Origin of the sequence: Caballeronia choica (assembly GCF_001544535.1) — a bacterium.
GTDB lineage: Bacteria > Pseudomonadota > Gammaproteobacteria > Burkholderiales > Burkholderiaceae > Caballeronia > Caballeronia choica.
On sequence record NZ_FCON02000002.1, the window covers coordinates 106,321 to 124,829 of the forward strand.

Below are 18,509 nucleotides of genomic sequence, written 5' to 3' on the forward strand. Positions count from 1 at the left end.
TGCTCTGTCACGCTAGTGAAGGCGTTGCCGCCATTACACTGAACCGCACCTGAGGTGCTCAACGCCTTCAGTCGCGAAATGCTGGAATCGCTGGGCGAAGCAATCGAACGTGCGGCACAGGACGCCACCGTGCGAGCGGTGGTGTTGACGGGGGCTGGCCGGGTTTTTCGTGAGGTGCCGATTCGGGCGGCGGGATGCCTGCAGGTCCCGGCAGGGAACTGGGTGCTTCATGCGCGAGCGCATGAAGCATACGAGGGGTTCCCATTACGCTCGATGCTCCGATAACGACAGCTTTCGAGCGCGGAGTTGAACAGTTGAACTGCATGCAAAAGGAGCCACGCGAACCGTTTTGGTGAGCGCGGCGATTGCTCATCAGCATCTCGTGATGAAGGTCCTCGGTGAGCGGAACTGGTGTCTTGTGGCGAGTCCCGCGCTGCTTGAAAAGTACGGCGTCCCGCTTATGCCGGCCGATCTGACGGCGCTGCCCAGTCTCGATTTCGGGCCACCGCGTGGCGAACACGTCTGGCAACTCGAAGGGCCTCATGGCGCTGCCGCAACGGTTCGGCACACGCCGAGATTTGTCACCGACGACATGATCGCCCTTCGGCAGGCGGCGGTCGCGGGGGCGGGCGTCGTCCTGTTACCCGTCATGATGGTGTGCGATGAAACAAAGGGAGGCGCGCTGGTCGGACTGACGCCCGAGCGGGTTCCGAAGGGCGGCATCATCCATGCTGTCTTTCCTTCGAGGCGAGGGCAGCTACCGTCCGTGCGCAAGCTAATCGATTATCTTGCAATGCGCTTTGAGCAGGTCGACGAGTCATAGCGAATGAGCGCTGGCCGACTTCTTCTCAACGGTCTGCAGATCGCAGCGCCGCAAAGTACGAGTAGGCGCTGCTTCCACAGGTAGGGTCATTATCGAGGCGTCCTGGTTCGAAGGGCAGGTGTTACGGGCGAGAGGGCTTCGTTTATCGTTCGCTTATCGAGCAGTGGCCGAGTCGCCGGGCGTGACCCTTTTTGCAAATAGATCGCGACAGTCCCCCGGAATGCGCCCACACTGTGTGACGTGGCGATCGCCTTCGCGGCCGTCGATGCAGGAGCAACATGATGGCCAAGAGTCAAGCACGTGGTAATCGAGAGTCAAAGAAACCGAAACAGCCGAAAAAAGTAGCCTCGCCCGCGGAAGTCCTGTCCTGGGCGACGACCCCAAAAGGCACTGCGGCCAACGCACCCATAAAGAAGAAATAGCGGCACGCGCGTAAGCGGATCGATCTGTCTGCCACGCTGTCCGGTACGACGGCATACCCATACGTCGACGCCTCCATCCCAGTCTCTCGTGCAGTTCTGGACCGGTCACGGAAGTGGTCTACGTCCGGTACGCACCCTTGTATCTCCCGATGACCCGTCGCCAAGGGCCTCAGTCCGTCGCGCTCTGTGCACCCGGCATCGTCCTGGCGGATCTTCGATCAGCGGCGACCGCGACTCTCGCGAGCAATGTTCGATCGCGCAGCATCACGGGCGTCCCCTCTCGTTCCCGAGCGCATCCGCCAGATGGCGCGCGTACGCGGAACGTCCTCTAGCGGACGCACGCACCCGCACAACCCGTGTCGTCCTGAAGGAATACGTGGTCACGTCCAGTTCGACGAGCCGCACGGCGACGCACCCACTGCATCCGGCGCACGCGCCGCCAATTGACTCGGCACTGGAAACGCGCCTATGAACGCAGTCTTTCGCTATGTCGCCTCGCGTCGCCGGAGGCCGTCCCTATGGGCCGATACCGCGCCGGTTCGTGAAGAGCTGTTCGGTATCGAACGGCTGGAACAGCACGCTCAGAGCCTCGCCGCCGCGCAGCCGGTGACGAAGGCGCCGCCGGTCGTTTTGTCACTGCACACCAGATTGAACGACAACGCGGCGGTCCTGCTGCAAGCCTATCGCGCGAGCGCCGAAGAACTGGAGCGCGGCGGAGGCGTAGTGCCCGCCGCCGAATGGCTGCTCGACAACTACCACCTCGTCGAGGAGCAGATCCGCGAAATCCGGGAGGACTTGCCACCTGGCTACTACCGTCAGTTGCCGAAGCTCGCGGAAGGCCCGTTCGCCGGCTACCCGCGGGTGTTCGGTGTCGCCTGGGCGTTCGTGGCGCACACGGACAGCCACTTCGACCCAGAGACGCTGCGGCGCTTCATCGACGCCTATCAGCGCGTTCAGCCGCTGACCATCGGCGAGTTGTGGGCGGTCGCGATCACGCTGCGCATCGTGCTGATCGAGAACCTGAGACGTCTCACCGACCAGATCACGGCGGGTCGCGCCGCGCGCGCGGACGCCGATGCGCTGACCGAGCGCCTGCTTGTCTCGGGCAGCGCGCGCTCGGCGCTCGAAGCCGATATCGTCACGCGTTCGTCGGACCTTTTGTCGGAGCTCTTTGCCGCGCAACTCGCGAAGCGTCTGCGCGATCAGGACCCGCGCACCACGCCGGCCCTCGGCTGGCTGGAAGAGCGGCTGAAACTGCAGGGCGTGTCGATCGACGCAGTCGTCCAGCACGCGCAGCAGCGGCAGGGCGCATCGAACGTCACCGTGCGCAACGTGATCACCAGCATGCGGCTGATTTCCGACATCGACTGGGCGGAACTGGTCGAAAGCGTCAGTCTCGTCGACGCGCGACTGCGCGCAGAAAGCGCGTTCGCCGCGATGGATTTCGCTACGCGCAACCTGTACCGCAGCGCGGTCGAGCAGCTTGCGCGCGGCTCGGCGTTCACCGAACTCGACATCGCGGATCTGGCGCTTCGCTCGGCGCAAGCGGCGACGGCGCAAGCAGGCGATCCCGCGCACGCGGAGCGAGCCGGCGACCCGGGTTACCACCTGATCGCGGAAGGCCGCCGCGCGCTCGAACAGACCATTGGATTTCATGCGCCGCCGCGGCTGCGGTTTACGCGATTCAGTGTGCGCCTCGGTATCAACGGTTATGTCGGGGCGATCCTCGTGCTCGCCAGCGCGTTGTTGGGGCTGGCGTCGTGGGCGCTGTGGTCACTTGCCCCGCACGGTCTCGATGCGCCTCTGTTCGTGCTGTTTGCCGTATGCGCATTGCTGCCCGCCACCGAGATCGCGACCGCCCTCATCAACCGGACGATCACGTGGAGTTTCGGCGCGATCACCTTGCCGGGTCTGGAACTGACGGCGGGCGTCCCCGCGTCGTTGCGCACGCTCGTCGCGGTGCCGACGCTCCTGACCGGCGAAGCCGATCTGCGCGAGCAGATCGAACGCCTCGAGGTGCATCATCTAGCGGGCGCGGGCGGCGACCTCTCGTTCGCGCTGCTCGTGGACGGGCTCGATGCGGATCAGGAAGTCGTGGCGGGCGATGCGCATCTGCTCGCCGTCGCCGCCGACGCGATCGACGCGTTGAACCGCCGTTACGAGCCAGGCCCGGGCGGCAGCCGTTTCCTGCTGCTGCACCGTCGCCGCGTGTTCAATGCGAGCGAGAACACATGGATGGGCTGGGAGCGCAAGCGCGGCAAGCTGCACGAACTCAACCGGCTGCTGCGCGGCGCGACCGATACGACCTTCACGTCGATCGGCGGGAGTGCCCCGCAGGTGCCATCCGATGTGCGCTACGTCATTACGCTCGATGCCGATACGCGCCTGCCACGCGATGCCGCCGTGCGACTCATTGGCAAGATGGCGCATCCGCTGAACCGGCCGAGATTCAGCGGCGTCGAACAACGCGTGGTCGACGGGTACGCGATCCTTCAACCGCGCGTCACGCCTTCGCTGCCGGTCGGGCAGGAAGGCTCGCTGCATCAACGCGTCTTCTCCGGCCCCGGCGGGATGGACCCGTATGCAGCGGCCGTGTCGGACGTCTATCAGGACCTCTTCGGCGAAGGCTCGTACACCGGCAAGGGCATCTACGACGTCGATGCATTCGAAGCGGCCTTGCAGGGACGCGTGCCGGACAACGCGCTGCTTAGTCACGATCTGTTCGAAGGGGTGTTTGCGCGGGCGGGGCTGGCGTCGGATGTCGAAGTGGTCGAGGAGATGCCGTCACGCTACGACGTCGTGGGCAAGCGGCAGCATCGCTGGACGCGCGGCGACTGGCAGTTGCTGCCCTGGATAGTCGGCCATCGGGGACACGACCGTCTCGCGATGCCGTCGCTCGGCCGCTTCAAGATGCTCGACAACCTTCGCCGTTCGATGCTGGCGCCGTGCATGGTTGCGGCGCTCGCTTTGTGCTGGCTGATGCCGTTGCGCGCCGGTATCGCGGGCGCGGCGTTCGTGCTGGCTGCGCTCGCAATACCCGCCTTCCTGCCGACGGTGTTCGCGATCCTGCCGCGACACGCCGGCATCCAGTTGCGCAATCATCTGGGCAAGCTCGCCGCCGACCTGCGCGTTGCCGGGTTGCAAACCGTGTTGTCGGCCGCATTCCTGACCGACCAGGCGTGGCGCATGGGCGACGCGATCGTGCGGACGCTGACGCGGCTTTACGTAACCCGCCGGCGTCTGCTCGAATGGACCACCGCCGCCCAGTCGCAAGGCAGTCCACGCCTCGACTTGCGGGGCTTTTACCGCCGCATGGCGGGAGGCACGGCGCTTGGGCTTGCGCTCGCTGCTGGCGCGATCGCGTTCGCGCCGCGGCACTGGCCGCTCGTCGTGCCATTCGCGTTGTTGTGGCTCGCGGCTCCGGCGCTGGCGCTGTATTCGAGCCGATCGCCCGCCGTCGCACGGCGTCTCGCGATGTCGGACCCGGACGCGCGCGACCTGCGTCTGATCGCGCGGCGCACGTGGCGTTTCTTCGAGACCTTCGTCACGCCAGCGGAGAACATGCTGCCGCCCGACAACTTCCAGGAAGACCCAAAACCGGTGGTCGCGCATCGTACCTCGCCGACCAATCTCGGCCTTTATTTCCTGTCGGCGATTGCCTCGCGCGATTTCGGCTGGGCCGGCACGACGGAGACGGTCGAGCGCATCGAAGCCGCGTTCGCTTCGATGCAGAAGCTCCCGCGTTTCAATGGACATTTCTACAACTGGTATGGGACGCTGGATCTGCAGGCGCTGGCGCCGGCCTATGTGTCCTCGGTCGATAGCGGCAATCTGGCGGGTCATCTGATCGTTCTCGCCAACGCATGCGACGAGTGGCTGCACGCATCGCTCGCACCCGCTGCCCGGCTCGGGATGATGGACGACCTGCAACTCGCGCGTGAGGCCGTCGGCGCGCTGCCCGCCGCGGGCGGCGAGCGCGGCGCGCAGCTTGCCGCGATCTTCGACGAGATCGACGCGCAACTGCACGGGCCGCAGACGCTCGAAGCGGTGTCGCCATCGTTGGCGCGCCTGACGGAAAAGGCCGCCAGGACGACGCGCGACATCGTGCCCGCAAGCGGCGACGACACGTCCACCGACCTGATGTTCTGGATCGATGCATTGAGCAGGAGCGTGGTCGAACATGGCCGCGACCGCCAGCAACTCGCCGATGCGCCCCATCTTCTGCAGGATCGCCTGAAGTCGCTCGCGGAGCGGTCGCGCTCAATGGCGCTCGGCATGGACTTCGCGTTCCTGCTCGATCCGGAACGCAAGCTGTTGTCGATCGGCTATTCGCTGGCCGACAACACCCTCGACCCGAACTGCTACGACTTGCTGGCGTCGGAAGCACGGCTTGCGAGCCTTTTCGCGATCGCGAAAGGCGACGTGACGACGCGCCACTGGTTCCGCCTCGGCCGTTCCGCGACACCGGCCGGCGACGGCTCGGCGCTGATTTCCTGGTCGGGATCGATGTTCGAATACCTGATGCCGTCGCTCGTCATGCGCGCGCCGGTCGGCAGCCTGCTCGAACAGACGAGCCGTCTGGTGGTGGAACGGCAGGCGGCGTATGGAAAGTCGCTTGGCATTCCGTGGGGCATTTCGGAGTCGGCGTATAACGCCCGCGATATCGAATTCACCTACCAGTACTCGAATTTCGGCGTGCCGGGACTCGGCCTCAAGCGCGGTCTATCGGAGGATCGCGTGATCGCGCCATATGCGACGGGACTGGCCGCGATGGTCGATCCGCAGGCAGCGCGAGAGAACTATGCGCAACTTGCCGCGATGGGTGCGCTTGGCCGCTATGGGTTCTACGAAGCGCTCGACTTCACCCGCTCGCGTCTGCCCGACGACGAGGACGTTGCGATCGTCCGCAATTTCATGGCGCATCACCAGGGGATGACGATCGTCTCGATCGCGAACACGTTGCTCGACGCGCAGATGCGGGCACGTTTTCACCGCGAACCGATGATCCAGGCGAGCGAGTTGCTGTTGCAGGAACGCATGCCGCGCGACGTCGCCGTGGCTCACCCGCGCGCCGAAGAAGTGAATACGGCCGCCGCCGTGGCCGGCGCGGTGACGCCGACAGTCCGCCGCATCGACGCGCCCGCAACGGCGGGTGGTTCACCGGTCACGCATCTGTTGTCGAACGGGCGCTACGCGGTGATGCTGACCGCGACCGGCGCCGGCTACAGCCGCTGGCGCGACATCGCCGTGACGCGCTGGCGCGAAGACCCGACTCGCGACGACTGGGGCTCGTTCATCTACCTGCGCGACAGGCAGAGCGGCCATTTGTGGTCGGCGGGCGCTCAGCCGGCAGGCCGCGAGGCGGATCACGAAGAAGTCGTGTTCGGCGAGGACCACGCGCAATTCATCCGCCGCGACGGGTCGCTGACAACCACGATGGATGTGCTGGTTTCCGGGGAAGCCGACGGCGAAGTGCGCCGCGTGTCGCTTGCGAACAGTGGACGCCGCACGCGCGAAATAGAACTGACGTCGTACGCCGAAATCGTCCTTGCGACGCCCGCCGCCGACAACGCACATCCCGCGTTCTCGCGGATGTTCGTCCAGACCGAGCATCTTGCTGAATTCGGCGCGCTGGTCGCAACGCGCCGCTTGCGTTCACACGATGAGCCACAGGTGTGGGCCGCGCATTTCGCGGTGGTCGAAGGGGACATCGCCGCCGAGCCTCAGTACGAGTCGGATCGTGCCCGCTTTCTGGGCCGGGCGCGCAATGCACGCACGGCGGAAGTGATCGTCGGCGATGAACCGCTGACAAACACCGTGGGCACCGTGCTCGACCCTGTTTTTGCGCTCCGGTATCGCGTGCTGGTGCCGCCGGGCAAAGTGGCGCGCGTAACATTCTGGACCGTGGTCGCGACCTCGCGAGCGGAGCTCATGGATCTCATCGACAACCACCATGACCGCAACGCCTTCGATCGTGCCAAGACGCTCGCATGGACGCAGGCCCAGGTCCAGTTGCGCCATCTCGGCATCGAGGCCGAGGAGGCCGCGGACTTTCAGCGCCTCGCGGCACCCCTCATTTACTCCGATCCGCGTTTCAGGGCATCGTCGGACGCGATCGTTCGCGGGGCGGGGATGCAATCCGGCCTGTGGCAGCACGCCATTTCCGGCGACCTGCCGATCTTCCTGCTGCGCATCGATCACATCGAGGATATCGCTCAGGTCCTGCAGCTACTGAGAGCGCACGAATACTGGCGAATGAAGCGTCTTGGCGTCGATCTGGTGATCGTCAACGAGCGAACCTCGTCGTATCTACAGGAGTTGCAGGCCGCGATCGAAGCAGCCGTGCGCAGCAGTCAGTCGCGACCGCGCTTCGGCGAAGAACTCGCGCAAGGTGCCGTCTATACGCTCCGCGCGGATTTGATGAGCGTGGAGGCGCGGGCGCTGCTTCGATCCGTGGCTCGCGTCGAACTCGTTGCGCGCCGTGGTTCGATTGCCGAGCAGCTCGCGCGCTTGCCGCAAGCGCAGGTCAGGCGCACAGCGTGGCTCAGGCCGAAGCCGGCGATGCTGTCGCCTCCGACCGCGCCGGCCTATGCGCCGGGTGCGCCCTCGACGGCTCCGGTCAGGCTCGAGTTCTTCAATGGCCTCGGCGGCTTCGACAAGAACGGCCGCGAATATGTCACGGTCCTTTCGCCCGGCGCGACGACGCCCGCGCCGTGGATCAACGTGATCGCCAATCCCGGCTTCGGCTTCCAGGTCTCGGCGGAAGGCAGCGGCTACACGTGGGCTGAAAACAGTCGCGAGAACCAGATCACGCCATGGTCGAACGATCCGGTCGAAGACCCCGCCGGCGAAGCCTTCTACGTCCGCGACGAAATGAGCGGCGCGTTGTGGTGCGCCACCGCGCAGCCGATCCGCGACGACGGCACGTACATCGCGCGTCACGGCTACGGCTACAGCCGCTTCGAACACGAGGCGAACGGCATCGCGCTCGACTTGCTGCAATTCGTGCCGCTCGCCGATTCCGTGAAGATCTCCCGGCTCACGTTGCGCAACCTGTCGGGTGTGCCGCGCCGGCTGTCGGTCACGGCGTGGATGGAATGGGTGCTCGGCACCTCGCGCGGCGCGTCGGGACCGTTCATCACGACGGAGATCGACCGGGTCACGGGCGCGATGCTGGCGCGCAACCCATGGAGCGTCGCCATGGCCGGGCGCGTGACGTTCGCCGACCTCCGCGGCCAGCAGACTGCGTGGACCGCGGACCGCACCGAATTCCTTGGCCGTCACGGCGGTCCTGCGGCGCCGGCCGCACTGACCGGCAAGACGCCGTTGTCCGGCGCGACGGGCGCCGGCCTCGATCCGTGTGCGGCACTGCAGGGCGTCATCGAACTGGGCGTCGACGAGATTGCCGAAGTGGTGTGCTTCGTCGGGCAATGCGCTTCGGTGGAAGAGGCGCGGGAACTGATCGAACGCTATCGCAAGGCCGATCTCGACGCTGTTCTCGCCGAGGTGACGCGTTACTGGCAGACGGTGCTTGGCACCGTTCAGGTCAAGACACCCGACCGCGCGATGGACCTGATGTTGAACGGCTGGCTGCTGTATCAGACGCTCGCGTGCCGTATCTGGGCGCGCTCCGCGTTTTATCAGGCGAGCGGCGCGTACGGGTTTCGCGACCAGTTGCAGGACGGCATGGCGCTGACCCACGCGCAGCCCGGCGAAACGCGGCGGCATTTGCTGCGCGCCGCGTCGAGGCAGTTTGTCGAAGGAGACGTGCAGCACTGGTGGCTGCCGCATTCGGGGCAGGGCGTGCGCACCCGGATTTCCGACGACCGCGTGTGGCTCGCCTATGCGAGTGCGACCTACATCGGCTGCACGGGCGACGCCGCGATTCTCGACGAGATCGTCCCTTTCCTCGATGGACCTCCGCTGTCGCCCGGCGAGCACGACGCTTTCTTCCAGCCGATGATCGCGGACGAATCGGCGTCTCTGTTCGAGCATTGCGCTCGCGGACTCGATCAATGCATCGAACTGACCGGCGAACATGGCTTGCCGCTGATGGGCACCGGCGACTGGAACGACGGGATGAACCGCGTCGGCGCGGGCGGGCGAGGGGAGAGCGTCTGGCTAGGCTGGCTGCTCCTGCGGACGATCGACTTGTTTGCGCCGCTCGCGCAAGTGCGTGACCGTCAGCGCGCGGCCCGCTGGCGCGCTCATGCGGAGTCGGTGCGCGAGGCGCTGGAGCGCGCTGCGTGGGACGGCGAGTGGTATCGTCGCGCGACGTTTGACGACGGCAGGTGGCTCGGTTCGAAGCAAAGCGACGAGTGCTGCATCGATTCGATCGCGCAGTCGTGGGCCGTGCTGTCAGGTGCAGCCGATCCGGCGCGTGCCGCGCTGGCGATGGCGTCGCTGGAGAAGCACCTCATCCGCCGCGACGACGGGCTTGCGTTGCTGTTCACGCCACCGTTTGACAAGACATCGCACGATCCCGGCTATATCAAGGGCTATCCGCCTGGGCTGCGCGAGAACGGCGGGCAGTATAGCCACGCGGCGATGTGGGCGATCCTCGCGTTCGCGAAGCTCGGGTGCGGTGACAAGGCCGCCGCGCTGTTCTCGCTTCTCAATCCCGTGAACCATGCGCGCACGCCGATGGAAGTCGATCGCTACAAGGTCGAGCCTTACGTGGTTGCCGCCGATGTCTATTCCGTGGCGCCGCATGTCGGGCGCGGCGGCTGGACCTGGTACACGGGATCGGCGGGGTGGATGTACCGTGCCGGTGTCGAAGGCATTCTGGGGATTCGTCGCGAGGGAGACTTTCTGGTGATCGACCCGTGTATTCCGGATGCATGGCCGGGGTTTCGAGCGACGGTCAATATGCAATCGACGTGCTATGAAATCCACGTGGAAGTCGAGGCCGGGCGCCGGATGACCCATGCGCTGCTCGATGGCGTCAGCGTCGATTGCGGCGATGGTCCCGTGCGCGTGCCACTCGACGCGGGGTCGCACCGTCTCCTGATTTCGCTTCGCGTCGCAGTGCACGAGCCCGTCGACTCCGGTGAAGAGGGATGCGCATATGCCCGGTGATGGCCGTCAACTGCTGTATGTGACACGCAAGGCAAACGACTCCCTTTGCGAGCGATTCGAAGCGCGGGGATGGACGATTGCAGTCGCATCGAGCGCCCATGAGGCAAGCCAGAGGCTGCGTTCCGCTTTGCCGACGGCAGGCTTGCTCGACCTGGCGAGCTGTTTCGAGGCGCGTGAACTCGTCGCGTTGACGGCTTCCCTCGCGCGGATGGACGTTGCCTGGGTCGCGGCCGCCGCGGGTCATCAACTGGAAGACGCGTCGTTGTCCGCGCTGATTCGCGATTATTGTTTCGACTACGTAACCCTTCCGGCTTCGAACGATCGTATCGTCGATGCCGTCGGGCACGCTTACGGCATGGTCGCGTTGCACGATAGCGCGCCGGCTGATTCATATGATGGGTCCGCGGACGGCGAGATGGTGGGTTCCTGCGACGCGATGCTTGCTCTGTTCCGCTCGATCCGCAAGGTCGCCATGACCGACGCGCCCGTTTTCATCTCCGGCGAATCGGGAACCGGCAAGGAGCTCACGGCCGTTGCAATCCATGAACGCTCGACGCGGCGCGGTCAGCCGTTTGTCGCGATCAACTGCGGAGCGATTCCGCCGCATCTCTTGCAATCGGAGTTGTTCGGCTATGAGCGCGGCGCTTTCACCGGCGCCAACCAGCGCAAGATTGGCCGGGTAGAAGCGGCGAACGGCGGGACCCTGTTTCTCGATGAGATCGGCGACCTGCCGATCGAAAGCCAGGCGAGCCTGTTGCGATTCCTGCAGGAAAGCAAGATCGAGCGGCTGGGCGGACATGACTCGACGCCGATCGACGTGCGCATTCTTTCGGCGACTCACGTCCATATGCCGACCGCGATGACTGAAGGCCGCTTTCGCGCGGACCTCTACCACCGCTTGTGCGTCCTGCAGATTGACGAGCCGCCGCTGCGCGCGCGTGGCAAGGACATCGACTTGCTGGCGAAACATATGCTTCACCGGTTTGCGAAGGATGCAAGCCGGCGGCGGCGCGGGTTCGCGGCCGACGCGCTCGCCGCGATGCACAACTACGGCTGGCCTGGCAACGTGCGCGAATTGATGAACCGCGTACGGCGCGCGATCATCATGTCGGAAGGGCGTCAGATCCACGCGCGCGACCTGGAGCTCGGCGAATATGTCGAAGGCGTGCCGGTTTCGCTGGATCAGGCCCGCGAAGCGGCAGAACGGCGCGCCATCGAATTCGCCTTGCTTCGCCATCGCGGACGTCTGGGCGAGACTGCCGCCGAGCTTGGCATCTCTCGAGTGACGCTATACCGGCTGCTCACGGCCTATGGGATGCGAACGCCGGCGGATTCTTGACTTGGAGACGAAATCGTACGGGTGGTGACCGTCTTTCCCGTCACCCGGACCCGTCGAGATGTCCCGAAAGGATAACGGCCAACTAACCGCCGTGATCTTTGCCGAGATACGCAACGACCGCCTTTGTCAGCGCGATGCTGTGCAATTCTTCCGGCGATGCCAGATGCGCGGCGACAATCTCTCGATTATCGAGCCGCAGCGCGGGTATGCAATCGAGGTGCAGTTCAAAGAAATGCACCCGGTCTCTTCGTCCGTCCCAAATGCCGCTGGCGCTGCCCGCGGGGAGTAATGTGTCCGACGACAGACCGATCTCCTCCTCCATTTCGCGCCGCGCCGCTGCATCAGGGGTCTCACCGGGTCGGAGACTCCCGCCGGGAAAGTTCCACTCGGCCCGGTACGAAGACTTCACAAGCAACAGTGCCCGCCCGACGTAGATCGCTACTAGCGCGCCTTCATGGCGAGGCCGTCGAAGGTGCCACCAGACGCGAACGAACGGGAATCCGAGGCGAAGCACCATGCGCCAGACGGAGTCGACAAGCCGGGCTGGTCGCGCTTGCTCGAGGCTCGGCATTGAAGTTCTCTCCTTTCCTTTCATGTTTCGGGTCTCAAGGTCATTCAGCGTCTGTCACACCACCGCCGGGAAACCGTAGTTTAGCCAGCGGCCGCATGTGAACCGGGCGTCTCTGTTTCGAAACTCGCCCGAGCATGCGAATGCCGGAAGCAGCAACAACGAATCGGGCTTTCGAAATGCACGGTTGAAAGCGGAGGGGAAAATTCTTTGCGCTCTGTCGTGGCATCCTCGATCGTGCGCAACTAACTGTCTGATTCGCCTATCTACCCCAAGACTGTGCGCGAATCACACAGCCGCGAACGTTCAATCGGCAATCCGATGCTGTTTTGCAGGGCACGGCCAACGTGGTGAACCGTCCGGCCGGAGCAACGATGCTTGCGAGCGCGGCAAATCCTGGCAGAGCGAGTGCGCCACCCAGCAGGAAGTCTGCCGGAATGCCGGAGGGATCGACGACCGCGCCGCCGACGAACGATCCCGAGGCGATTGCCCTGGATGGTGCGGGAATCGCGTTCCTGCGAAGCCGGTGCTCTGCGCCTGCGGCGCCGAGCCAACGAGCGCCAGTGCCAGGACCCATGGCCGCCGTTCAGCCCAGATTGAATTTGTCGATCTGGAATGGTCGCTATCGAGTAAATTGAATGCTCGTTGACGGTCCCACTGCGGACATCGGAACGTGCTGTTCGGCGGCATGCAGAAGGCGGCGGCTGGCCAGTTGGGTCTGGGCGTCAACCTGATGGGCGCAGCCAACAGCTCGGGCGGTGTGATGGGCACGATGATCGACGCGCAGTCGATCGTGGTGGCTTCCGCCGCTACCCGCTGGGTCAACCACGAAGGCGATATCCTGCGCTATGTATTCTTTCACTCCATTGCGCTCGCCTGCCTGGTGGGGCTCTTCGTCACGATGCAAGCCTACGTCTGGCCCTTCACCCTGATGGTCGTGCACTGAGCGCGGCGTTTGAAGCAATAACCCTGAACGAGATTTTCCAATGACCATCATTACCACCGTCGAAGACCTGCGGGTTCTGGCCGAGCGTCGCGTGCCGCGCATGTTCTACGACTACGCCGATTCAGGCTCCTGGACCGAGAGCACCTACCGCGCCAACGAGAGCGACTTCCAGAAGATCAAGCTGCGCCAGCGCGTGGCCGTGAACATGGAAGGCCGCACGACGCGCACCACCATGATCGGGCAGGACGTTGCCATGCCGGTGGCCATCGCGCCGACCGGCTTCACCGGCATGCAGCATGCCGACGGGGAGATTCTGGCGGCGCGCGCAGCCGAGAAATTCGGCATTCCGTTCTCACTCTCGACCATGAGCATCTGCTCGATCGAGGACGTGGCGGCGCACACCCAGGCACCCTTCTGGTTCCAGCTCTACGTGATGCGCGACAGGGATTTCGTCGAACGCCTGATCGAGCGCGCCAAGGCTGCGAAGTGCTCGGCGCTGATCCTCACGCTCGATCTGCAGGTGCTGGGCCAGCGCCACAAGGATCTGAAGAACGGCCTGTCGGCGCCGCCCAAGCCCACCATCGCCAACCTGATCAATCTGGCGACCAAGCCGCGCTGGTGCCTGGGGATGCTGGGCACGAAGCGCCATACTTTCGGCAACATCGTGGGCCATGCCAAGAACGTGGGCGACCTGTCGTCGCTGAGTTCGTGGACGGCCGAGCAGTTCGACCCGGCGCTGAGCTGGGCCGACGTGGAGTGGATCAAGAAGCTGTGGGGCGGCAAGCTGATCCTCAAGGGTGTCATGGACGCCGAAGATGCGCGCCTGGCGGCCGCCAGCGGCGCCGATGCGCTGATCGTCAGCAACCACGGCGGCCGCCAGCTCGACGGCGCGCCGTCGACCATCGAGACGCTGCCGCGCATCGTCGAGGCCGTCGGCTCCGAGATCGAGGTGTGGCTGGACAGCGGCATCCGCTCGGGGCAGGACGTGCTCAAGGCCATCGCGCTCGGCGCCAGGGGCACCATGATCGGCCGCGCCTTTCTCTACGGGCTGGGCGCCATGGGCGAGGCCGGGGTCACGAAAACGCTGGAGATCATCCACAAAGAACTGGACATCACGATGGCCTTCTGCGGGCACCGGGACATCCGCACGGTCGACCGCTCGATCCTGCTGCCGGGCACCATTCCGTCCGCGTGAATTGGCTCATCTTCACCGCTTCAACTCGAAGATGCTGTCGATCTCGACCGGGATGCCCATCGGCAACGTGTACACGCCCAGCGCGCTTCGAGCCGGAAGCTTGTCCTGCCCAAACAGCGTCAGCAAGAGGTCGCTGGCGCCATTGGCCACTTGCGGATGCTGGGTGAATGACTGTTCCGCACGCACGTAGACGGTCAGCCGGCTGCATCTTTCGACGTTGTCGAGTCCGCATGCCTGATCGACGCAGGCGAGGATCATGAGCATCGTCAGGCGTGCCGCGTGCTGGGCCCTTTCCAGAGACAGATCGCTGCCGACTATTCCGACGATTGGCTTGCCATCCTCGAAGGGACCGAGACCGGAGACATAGAGTTGGCTCCCTGAAACGGAGACCGTTCGATAGGAGCCGAGCGGGTTGATGGGCGGCGGCAATATGAGGCCCGCTTGGGCGAGGCGGTCGGATACGTTCATGTTCGGCTCAGCGTGATGTAAGGAACGGAGGGTCGACTCGACGAATTTTGCGGGATGCAATGGGTTCGAACGTTCGCCATCGGTTGCATCGGGCTCGTTCATGAGCGGGCACAGGAATCAACCCGCAACGTGAACCGCTATGTCGGCAAGCGAATACACCAGCACCGCGAACATACCGGCCACGACGAAGGCCATCAAAGGCAATACTAGCGGTACTTTGATGTCGTCGAGATCAGCGCGATGATCGGCGCTGCTGCGCACACCAAGAAAACGCCAGAATACTGTTCTGAGTAACGCGACGATAAAAATGATCAACCTCATTCCGAACGTAATCAATGTTCGTCAGGTTACGCCATTGACGGAAAAGACCGGATCACAGTTGCATCGTTTCCCGATAGACACAGTACAGGCCCGCAAAGTTTCTCAGGCCGCCGAGCGATGAATCGAAGTAGCGCACGCCGGCGTCGAGTGCGGCGACGACGTTTGCAAGTCTCATGTCCACGCGTGACGTGAAAGTGGCAGGGGACGGGCACATCGCCAGTCAGCGGCAGCACCTGCCGCATCAGTTTGCGCACTTGTCCGGGGTTCGCGTAACCCACGGTGTCCGCCACGGCAATCTGTCGAATACTTTCTCGTCGTCCATGCCCGACGCCGCGGTCCCGGGGAGTCGGCGCCCGGCCGCTCGCCGCGCGACCGCACGCGCTTTCCTTTCCCATCTGCCGATCTCCTGACGCACCCGCTCAGGGCAAACCCCAACGCGGCAATGATTGTCTGTTTGCATTATATTTATATAAAATATAATTTATGGGGCGCGACGAGGCAGTGCAGTCTGACCGGTTCCTTGAGACCGCGACACCTTTGCGTACGCTCGATTCGTTGCGTGACTCGCCTACTCAAGTATCCGACTAGTCGCGATCATTTGCTGGCATCCGCTGCAGGGCTCAAGACGGTATCCAGCCTGAGAGCGACCCTTCTTCCTAAAAAACCAACAGCGTTCAGGAGATATTCGTGCAGCCCACCGATCCTGTGTCACTTGCGTCACCTGGTTCCGTTCCCGACGAACATGCGCAAGTCTATGGACGCATTGCACGCCGGTTGTTGCCGTTGCTTTTGATCTGCTACGTCGCGTGTTACCTGGATCGGGTGAACGTCGGATTCGCGAAGCTGCAGATGGCGGCCGACCTGGGCTTCAGCGATTCGGTCTATGGTCTTGGCGCGGGGATGTTCTTTATCGGCTACCTCGCGTTCGAGATGCCCAGCAACATGATCCTGTACCGGGTAGGGGCACGCCGGTGGCTGGCGCGAATCATGATTACGTGGGCATTGGTATCCGCTGCGACACTCTTCGTGCGCACGCCAACCATGTTCTACGGCATGCGTTTCCTGCTCGGCATTGCGGAAGCCGGCTTCTTCCCGGGTGTGGTGTTGTATCTGACGCAATGGTTTCCTTCGGCACAGCGCGGCAAAGTCATCACGCTGTTCATGATCGGGATACCTATTGCCGGTGTGCTCGGCGGTCCGGTATCGGGATGGATCATGGAGCATATGAAAGGGACGGGTGGCCTGGCCTCATGGCAGTGGCTGTTTCTGCTCGAATCCTTGCCGTCCATCGTCCTTGGTTTCGTGCTGTTCTTCTTCTTGCCCAATAGCCTGTCCGACGTCAAATGGATGAGCCCGGATGAGAAGCAGTACGTCCGCTCGCAACTCGCAAACGAACGCCGGGGGAAGGCCGATGCGTCCTTCACGCAGATGCTGCTCGATCGGCGCGTATGGATATGCGTGGCGATCAATTTCTGCAATGCGATGGGGCAGTACGGCATTGGCTTCTGGCTGCCCACGCTGGTACAGAAAATGGGCATTCACGATAACTTCGAGATCGGCTACCTGAGCGCGATTCCTTACGCGGTCGCCGTGGTCGCGATGGTGCTGGTCAGCCGGAGCGGCGACCGCCTGCGAGAGCGGCGCTGGCACGTAGCCGGCCCCGCATTGGTCGGTACGCTGGGCTTCGTGCTGAGTACCTTGCTGGTCAATCAGCCGTCGCTCGCAATCGCTGCGTTGACGCTCGCGACTGCAGGCGTGATGACAACGCTGCCGCTTTTCTGGTGCCTCCCGACCGCGTTCCTGAAAGATGCATCGGGCGCAGCCGGTATCGGGTTGATCAATTCCGTGGGAGGTCTGGCGGGCTTCGCGAGTCCGTTCCTGACTGGACGGCTCAACGATGTGACGCACGACGCGCGTTATGGCGTCTGGATGCTGGCCGCGTGGCTGGTCCTGAGCGCGTTCCTGATTCTTTCCATCCCGGCGAAGCTGGTGAACCGATAACGATCGGCTTCCGTAGCGCTAACGCTTGCTGAGCGGTTCCGGAAGGGTCTCGTGCCGCGCCGGCTACGGACGGCGCTCGCCCATGTACCAACGTCCCGCGCGTTCCAACTGCTGCTTGACAAAGACCGGCCAGACATAGAATATAAAAAATAAAAAATATTTCTACTGTGACCGGTGATATAACTACAAGCGCGTCGACACTGGATGCACGCTCCGGAGATCGCCCTCGGGGCCACATTGAAACAGGTGCATGCCGGCCTCGGCGGGGCAGCACGATGTAGTCAGTGCGCAGTGAGAGACCTGACGCAAAGCGTCGCCTGGTCGTCGTCAGGCCGGCAACCCGATCGAGCGGTGACGCTCGCAATTTTTGGAAGAACCGCTGTAAGAGAAGATTCAGGAGACTGACTTGAACGTTCAGAAGATTGGCAACGTAGCGATCCATAAAGTCGATGAAATTGCGCGGATGGCGCTGGAAGCGAAGTGGCTGTTTCCGTCGATTGACGAAGGGCTTGTCGAGGCGCATCGGCACACGCTTGGCCCGCTGCTCGTGGAACCCGGGTCCACGAGGCTATACATGAGCTTTCATAGCTATGTCATCCGCACGCGACATCACACCATCCTGGTCGATGCCTGTAACGGCAACCACAAGCAGCGTCCCTCCATGCCGGCGTGGAACAACCTCGATACGCCGTATCTCGCCAATCTGGCGGCCATTGGCGTGCGGCCTGAAGACATCGACATCGTGCTGTGCACCCATTTGCACGCGGATCATGTCGGCTGGAACACGCGTCTTCAGGATGGCCGATGGGTGCCGACGTTCCCGAACGCCCGCTACCTGATGGCGCGCGTGGAATACGAATACTTGTTGAACCAGAAGGAAGCCAATCCGCACACTCCGGTCAATCGCGGTTCATTCGACGACAGCGTGCTGCCGGTCGTCGAGCACGGCCGCGCGGACATGGTCGAGATGGATCACATGGTCGAGCGCGAGTTGGGCGAGAACATCTGGTTGTCTCCGGCATGCGGCCATACGCCGGGCCACGTGTTCGTCAACGTGGGCGAGCATGGCCATCAACGTGCCGTGTTCACCGGCGACGTCATTCATCACCCGATCCAGTTCATCGATACGGGCGTCGCCAACCTGGCCGACTTCAACCCGCAGCAAGCGCAGGAGACACGCCTCGGGCTGATGCGCCGTTACGCCGATACTGACACGCTCGTCATGACCGGACACTTTCCTTCGCCGACCGCGGGCCGCATCGTGAGTCATGGCGATCAGTTCCGCTTCGCGTTCAAGGAAGATTGAACGCCTCGAAACAGCCGCGAAATCGAGCAAGGGGCTTTCCTT

Annotated in this window: 11 protein-coding genes and 1 pseudogene; 8 read left to right on the forward strand and 4 right to left on the reverse strand. The window is 63.7% G+C overall.

Annotated features, from left to right (window positions below; translation table 11 throughout):
• The first annotated feature begins 78 nt into the window (after positions 1 to 78).
• The 4 genes from AWB68_RS01555 to AWB68_RS01575 all read left to right on the forward strand — a co-directional run bounded on the left by AWB68_RS01555 (position 79) and on the right by AWB68_RS01575 (position 11,662).
• Positions 79 to 285 (forward strand): hypothetical protein, encoded by a 207-nt coding sequence (locus AWB68_RS01555; protein ID WP_235028163.1) that lies wholly within the window; start codon positions 79 to 81, stop codon positions 283 to 285.
• Positions 286 to 352: 67 nt separating this feature from the next.
• A complete protein-coding gene (locus tag AWB68_RS01560) occupies positions 353 to 823 on the forward strand; it encodes a LysR substrate-binding domain-containing protein (protein WP_374729543.1) in 471 nt (156 codons plus the stop codon).
• An 890-nt stretch (positions 824 to 1,713) separates the two neighbouring features.
• Positions 1,714 to 10,323: a GH36-type glycosyl hydrolase domain-containing protein gene (locus tag AWB68_RS01570; RefSeq protein ID WP_087642611.1), complete on the forward strand. Its 8,610-nt coding sequence runs from the start codon at positions 1,714 to 1,716 to the stop codon at positions 10,321 to 10,323.
• A complete protein-coding gene (locus AWB68_RS01575; protein WP_087642612.1) occupies positions 10,313 to 11,662 on the forward strand; it encodes a sigma-54 dependent transcriptional regulator in 1,350 nt (449 codons plus the stop codon). The genes AWB68_RS01570 and AWB68_RS01575 overlap by 11 nt, the downstream gene beginning before the upstream one ends.
• 82 nt (positions 11,663 to 11,744) lie before the next feature.
• Here the strand turns inward: AWB68_RS01575 and AWB68_RS01580 are convergent, their stop codons facing one another.
• On the reverse strand, positions 11,745 to 12,233 hold the full coding sequence (locus AWB68_RS01580; protein WP_087642613.1) for an NUDIX domain-containing protein: 489 nt from the start codon (positions 12,231 to 12,233) through the stop codon (positions 11,745 to 11,747).
• 667 nt (positions 12,234 to 12,900) lie between these two features.
• Here AWB68_RS01580 and AWB68_RS01590 point away from each other — a divergent pair.
• Both AWB68_RS01590 and AWB68_RS01595 read left to right on the forward strand, forming a co-directional pair.
• A pseudogene (locus AWB68_RS01590) lies at positions 12,901 to 13,176 on the forward strand (L-lactate permease); the annotation flags it as partial.
• A gap of 40 nt (positions 13,177 to 13,216) precedes the next feature.
• On the forward strand, positions 13,217 to 14,371 hold the full coding sequence (locus AWB68_RS01595) for an alpha-hydroxy acid oxidase (RefSeq protein WP_087642615.1): 1,155 nt from the start codon (positions 13,217 to 13,219) through the stop codon (positions 14,369 to 14,371).
• 12 nt (positions 14,372 to 14,383) lie between these two features.
• Here the strand turns inward: AWB68_RS01595 and AWB68_RS01600 are convergent, their stop codons facing one another.
• The 3 genes from AWB68_RS01600 to AWB68_RS50745 form a co-directional block, all read right to left on the reverse strand.
• Entirely contained in the window at positions 14,384 to 14,839 is a 456-nt protein-coding gene (locus AWB68_RS01600) for a RidA family protein (protein ID WP_087642667.1), read from the reverse strand.
• A gap of 117 nt (positions 14,840 to 14,956) precedes the next feature.
• Positions 14,957 to 15,154 carry a DUF2970 domain-containing protein gene (locus AWB68_RS01605; RefSeq protein ID WP_160109943.1) on the reverse strand — a complete coding sequence of 66 codons (198 nt, stop codon included), beginning with the start codon at positions 15,152 to 15,154 and terminating at the stop codon, positions 14,957 to 14,959.
• A gap of 58 nt (positions 15,155 to 15,212) precedes the next feature.
• Positions 15,213 to 15,335, reverse strand: coding sequence for a hypothetical protein (locus tag AWB68_RS50745; protein WP_268810908.1), 123 nt, complete (start codon positions 15,333 to 15,335; stop codon positions 15,213 to 15,215).
• Positions 15,336 to 15,847: 512 nt separating this feature from the next.
• Between AWB68_RS50745 and AWB68_RS01615 the strand changes: the two genes are divergently transcribed.
• Together AWB68_RS01615 and AWB68_RS01620 are read left to right on the forward strand one after the other, a co-directional pair.
• Positions 15,848 to 17,161: an MFS transporter gene (locus tag AWB68_RS01615; protein WP_087642617.1), complete on the forward strand. Its 1,314-nt coding sequence runs from the start codon at positions 15,848 to 15,850 to the stop codon at positions 17,159 to 17,161.
• A 406-nt stretch (positions 17,162 to 17,567) separates the two neighbouring features.
• The gene (locus AWB68_RS01620) at positions 17,568 to 18,467 is read left to right on the forward strand and encodes an MBL fold metallo-hydrolase (protein WP_087642618.1); all 900 of its coding nucleotides are present in this window, start codon (positions 17,568 to 17,570) and stop codon (positions 18,465 to 18,467) included.
• Positions 18,468 to 18,509 lie beyond the last annotated feature (42 nt).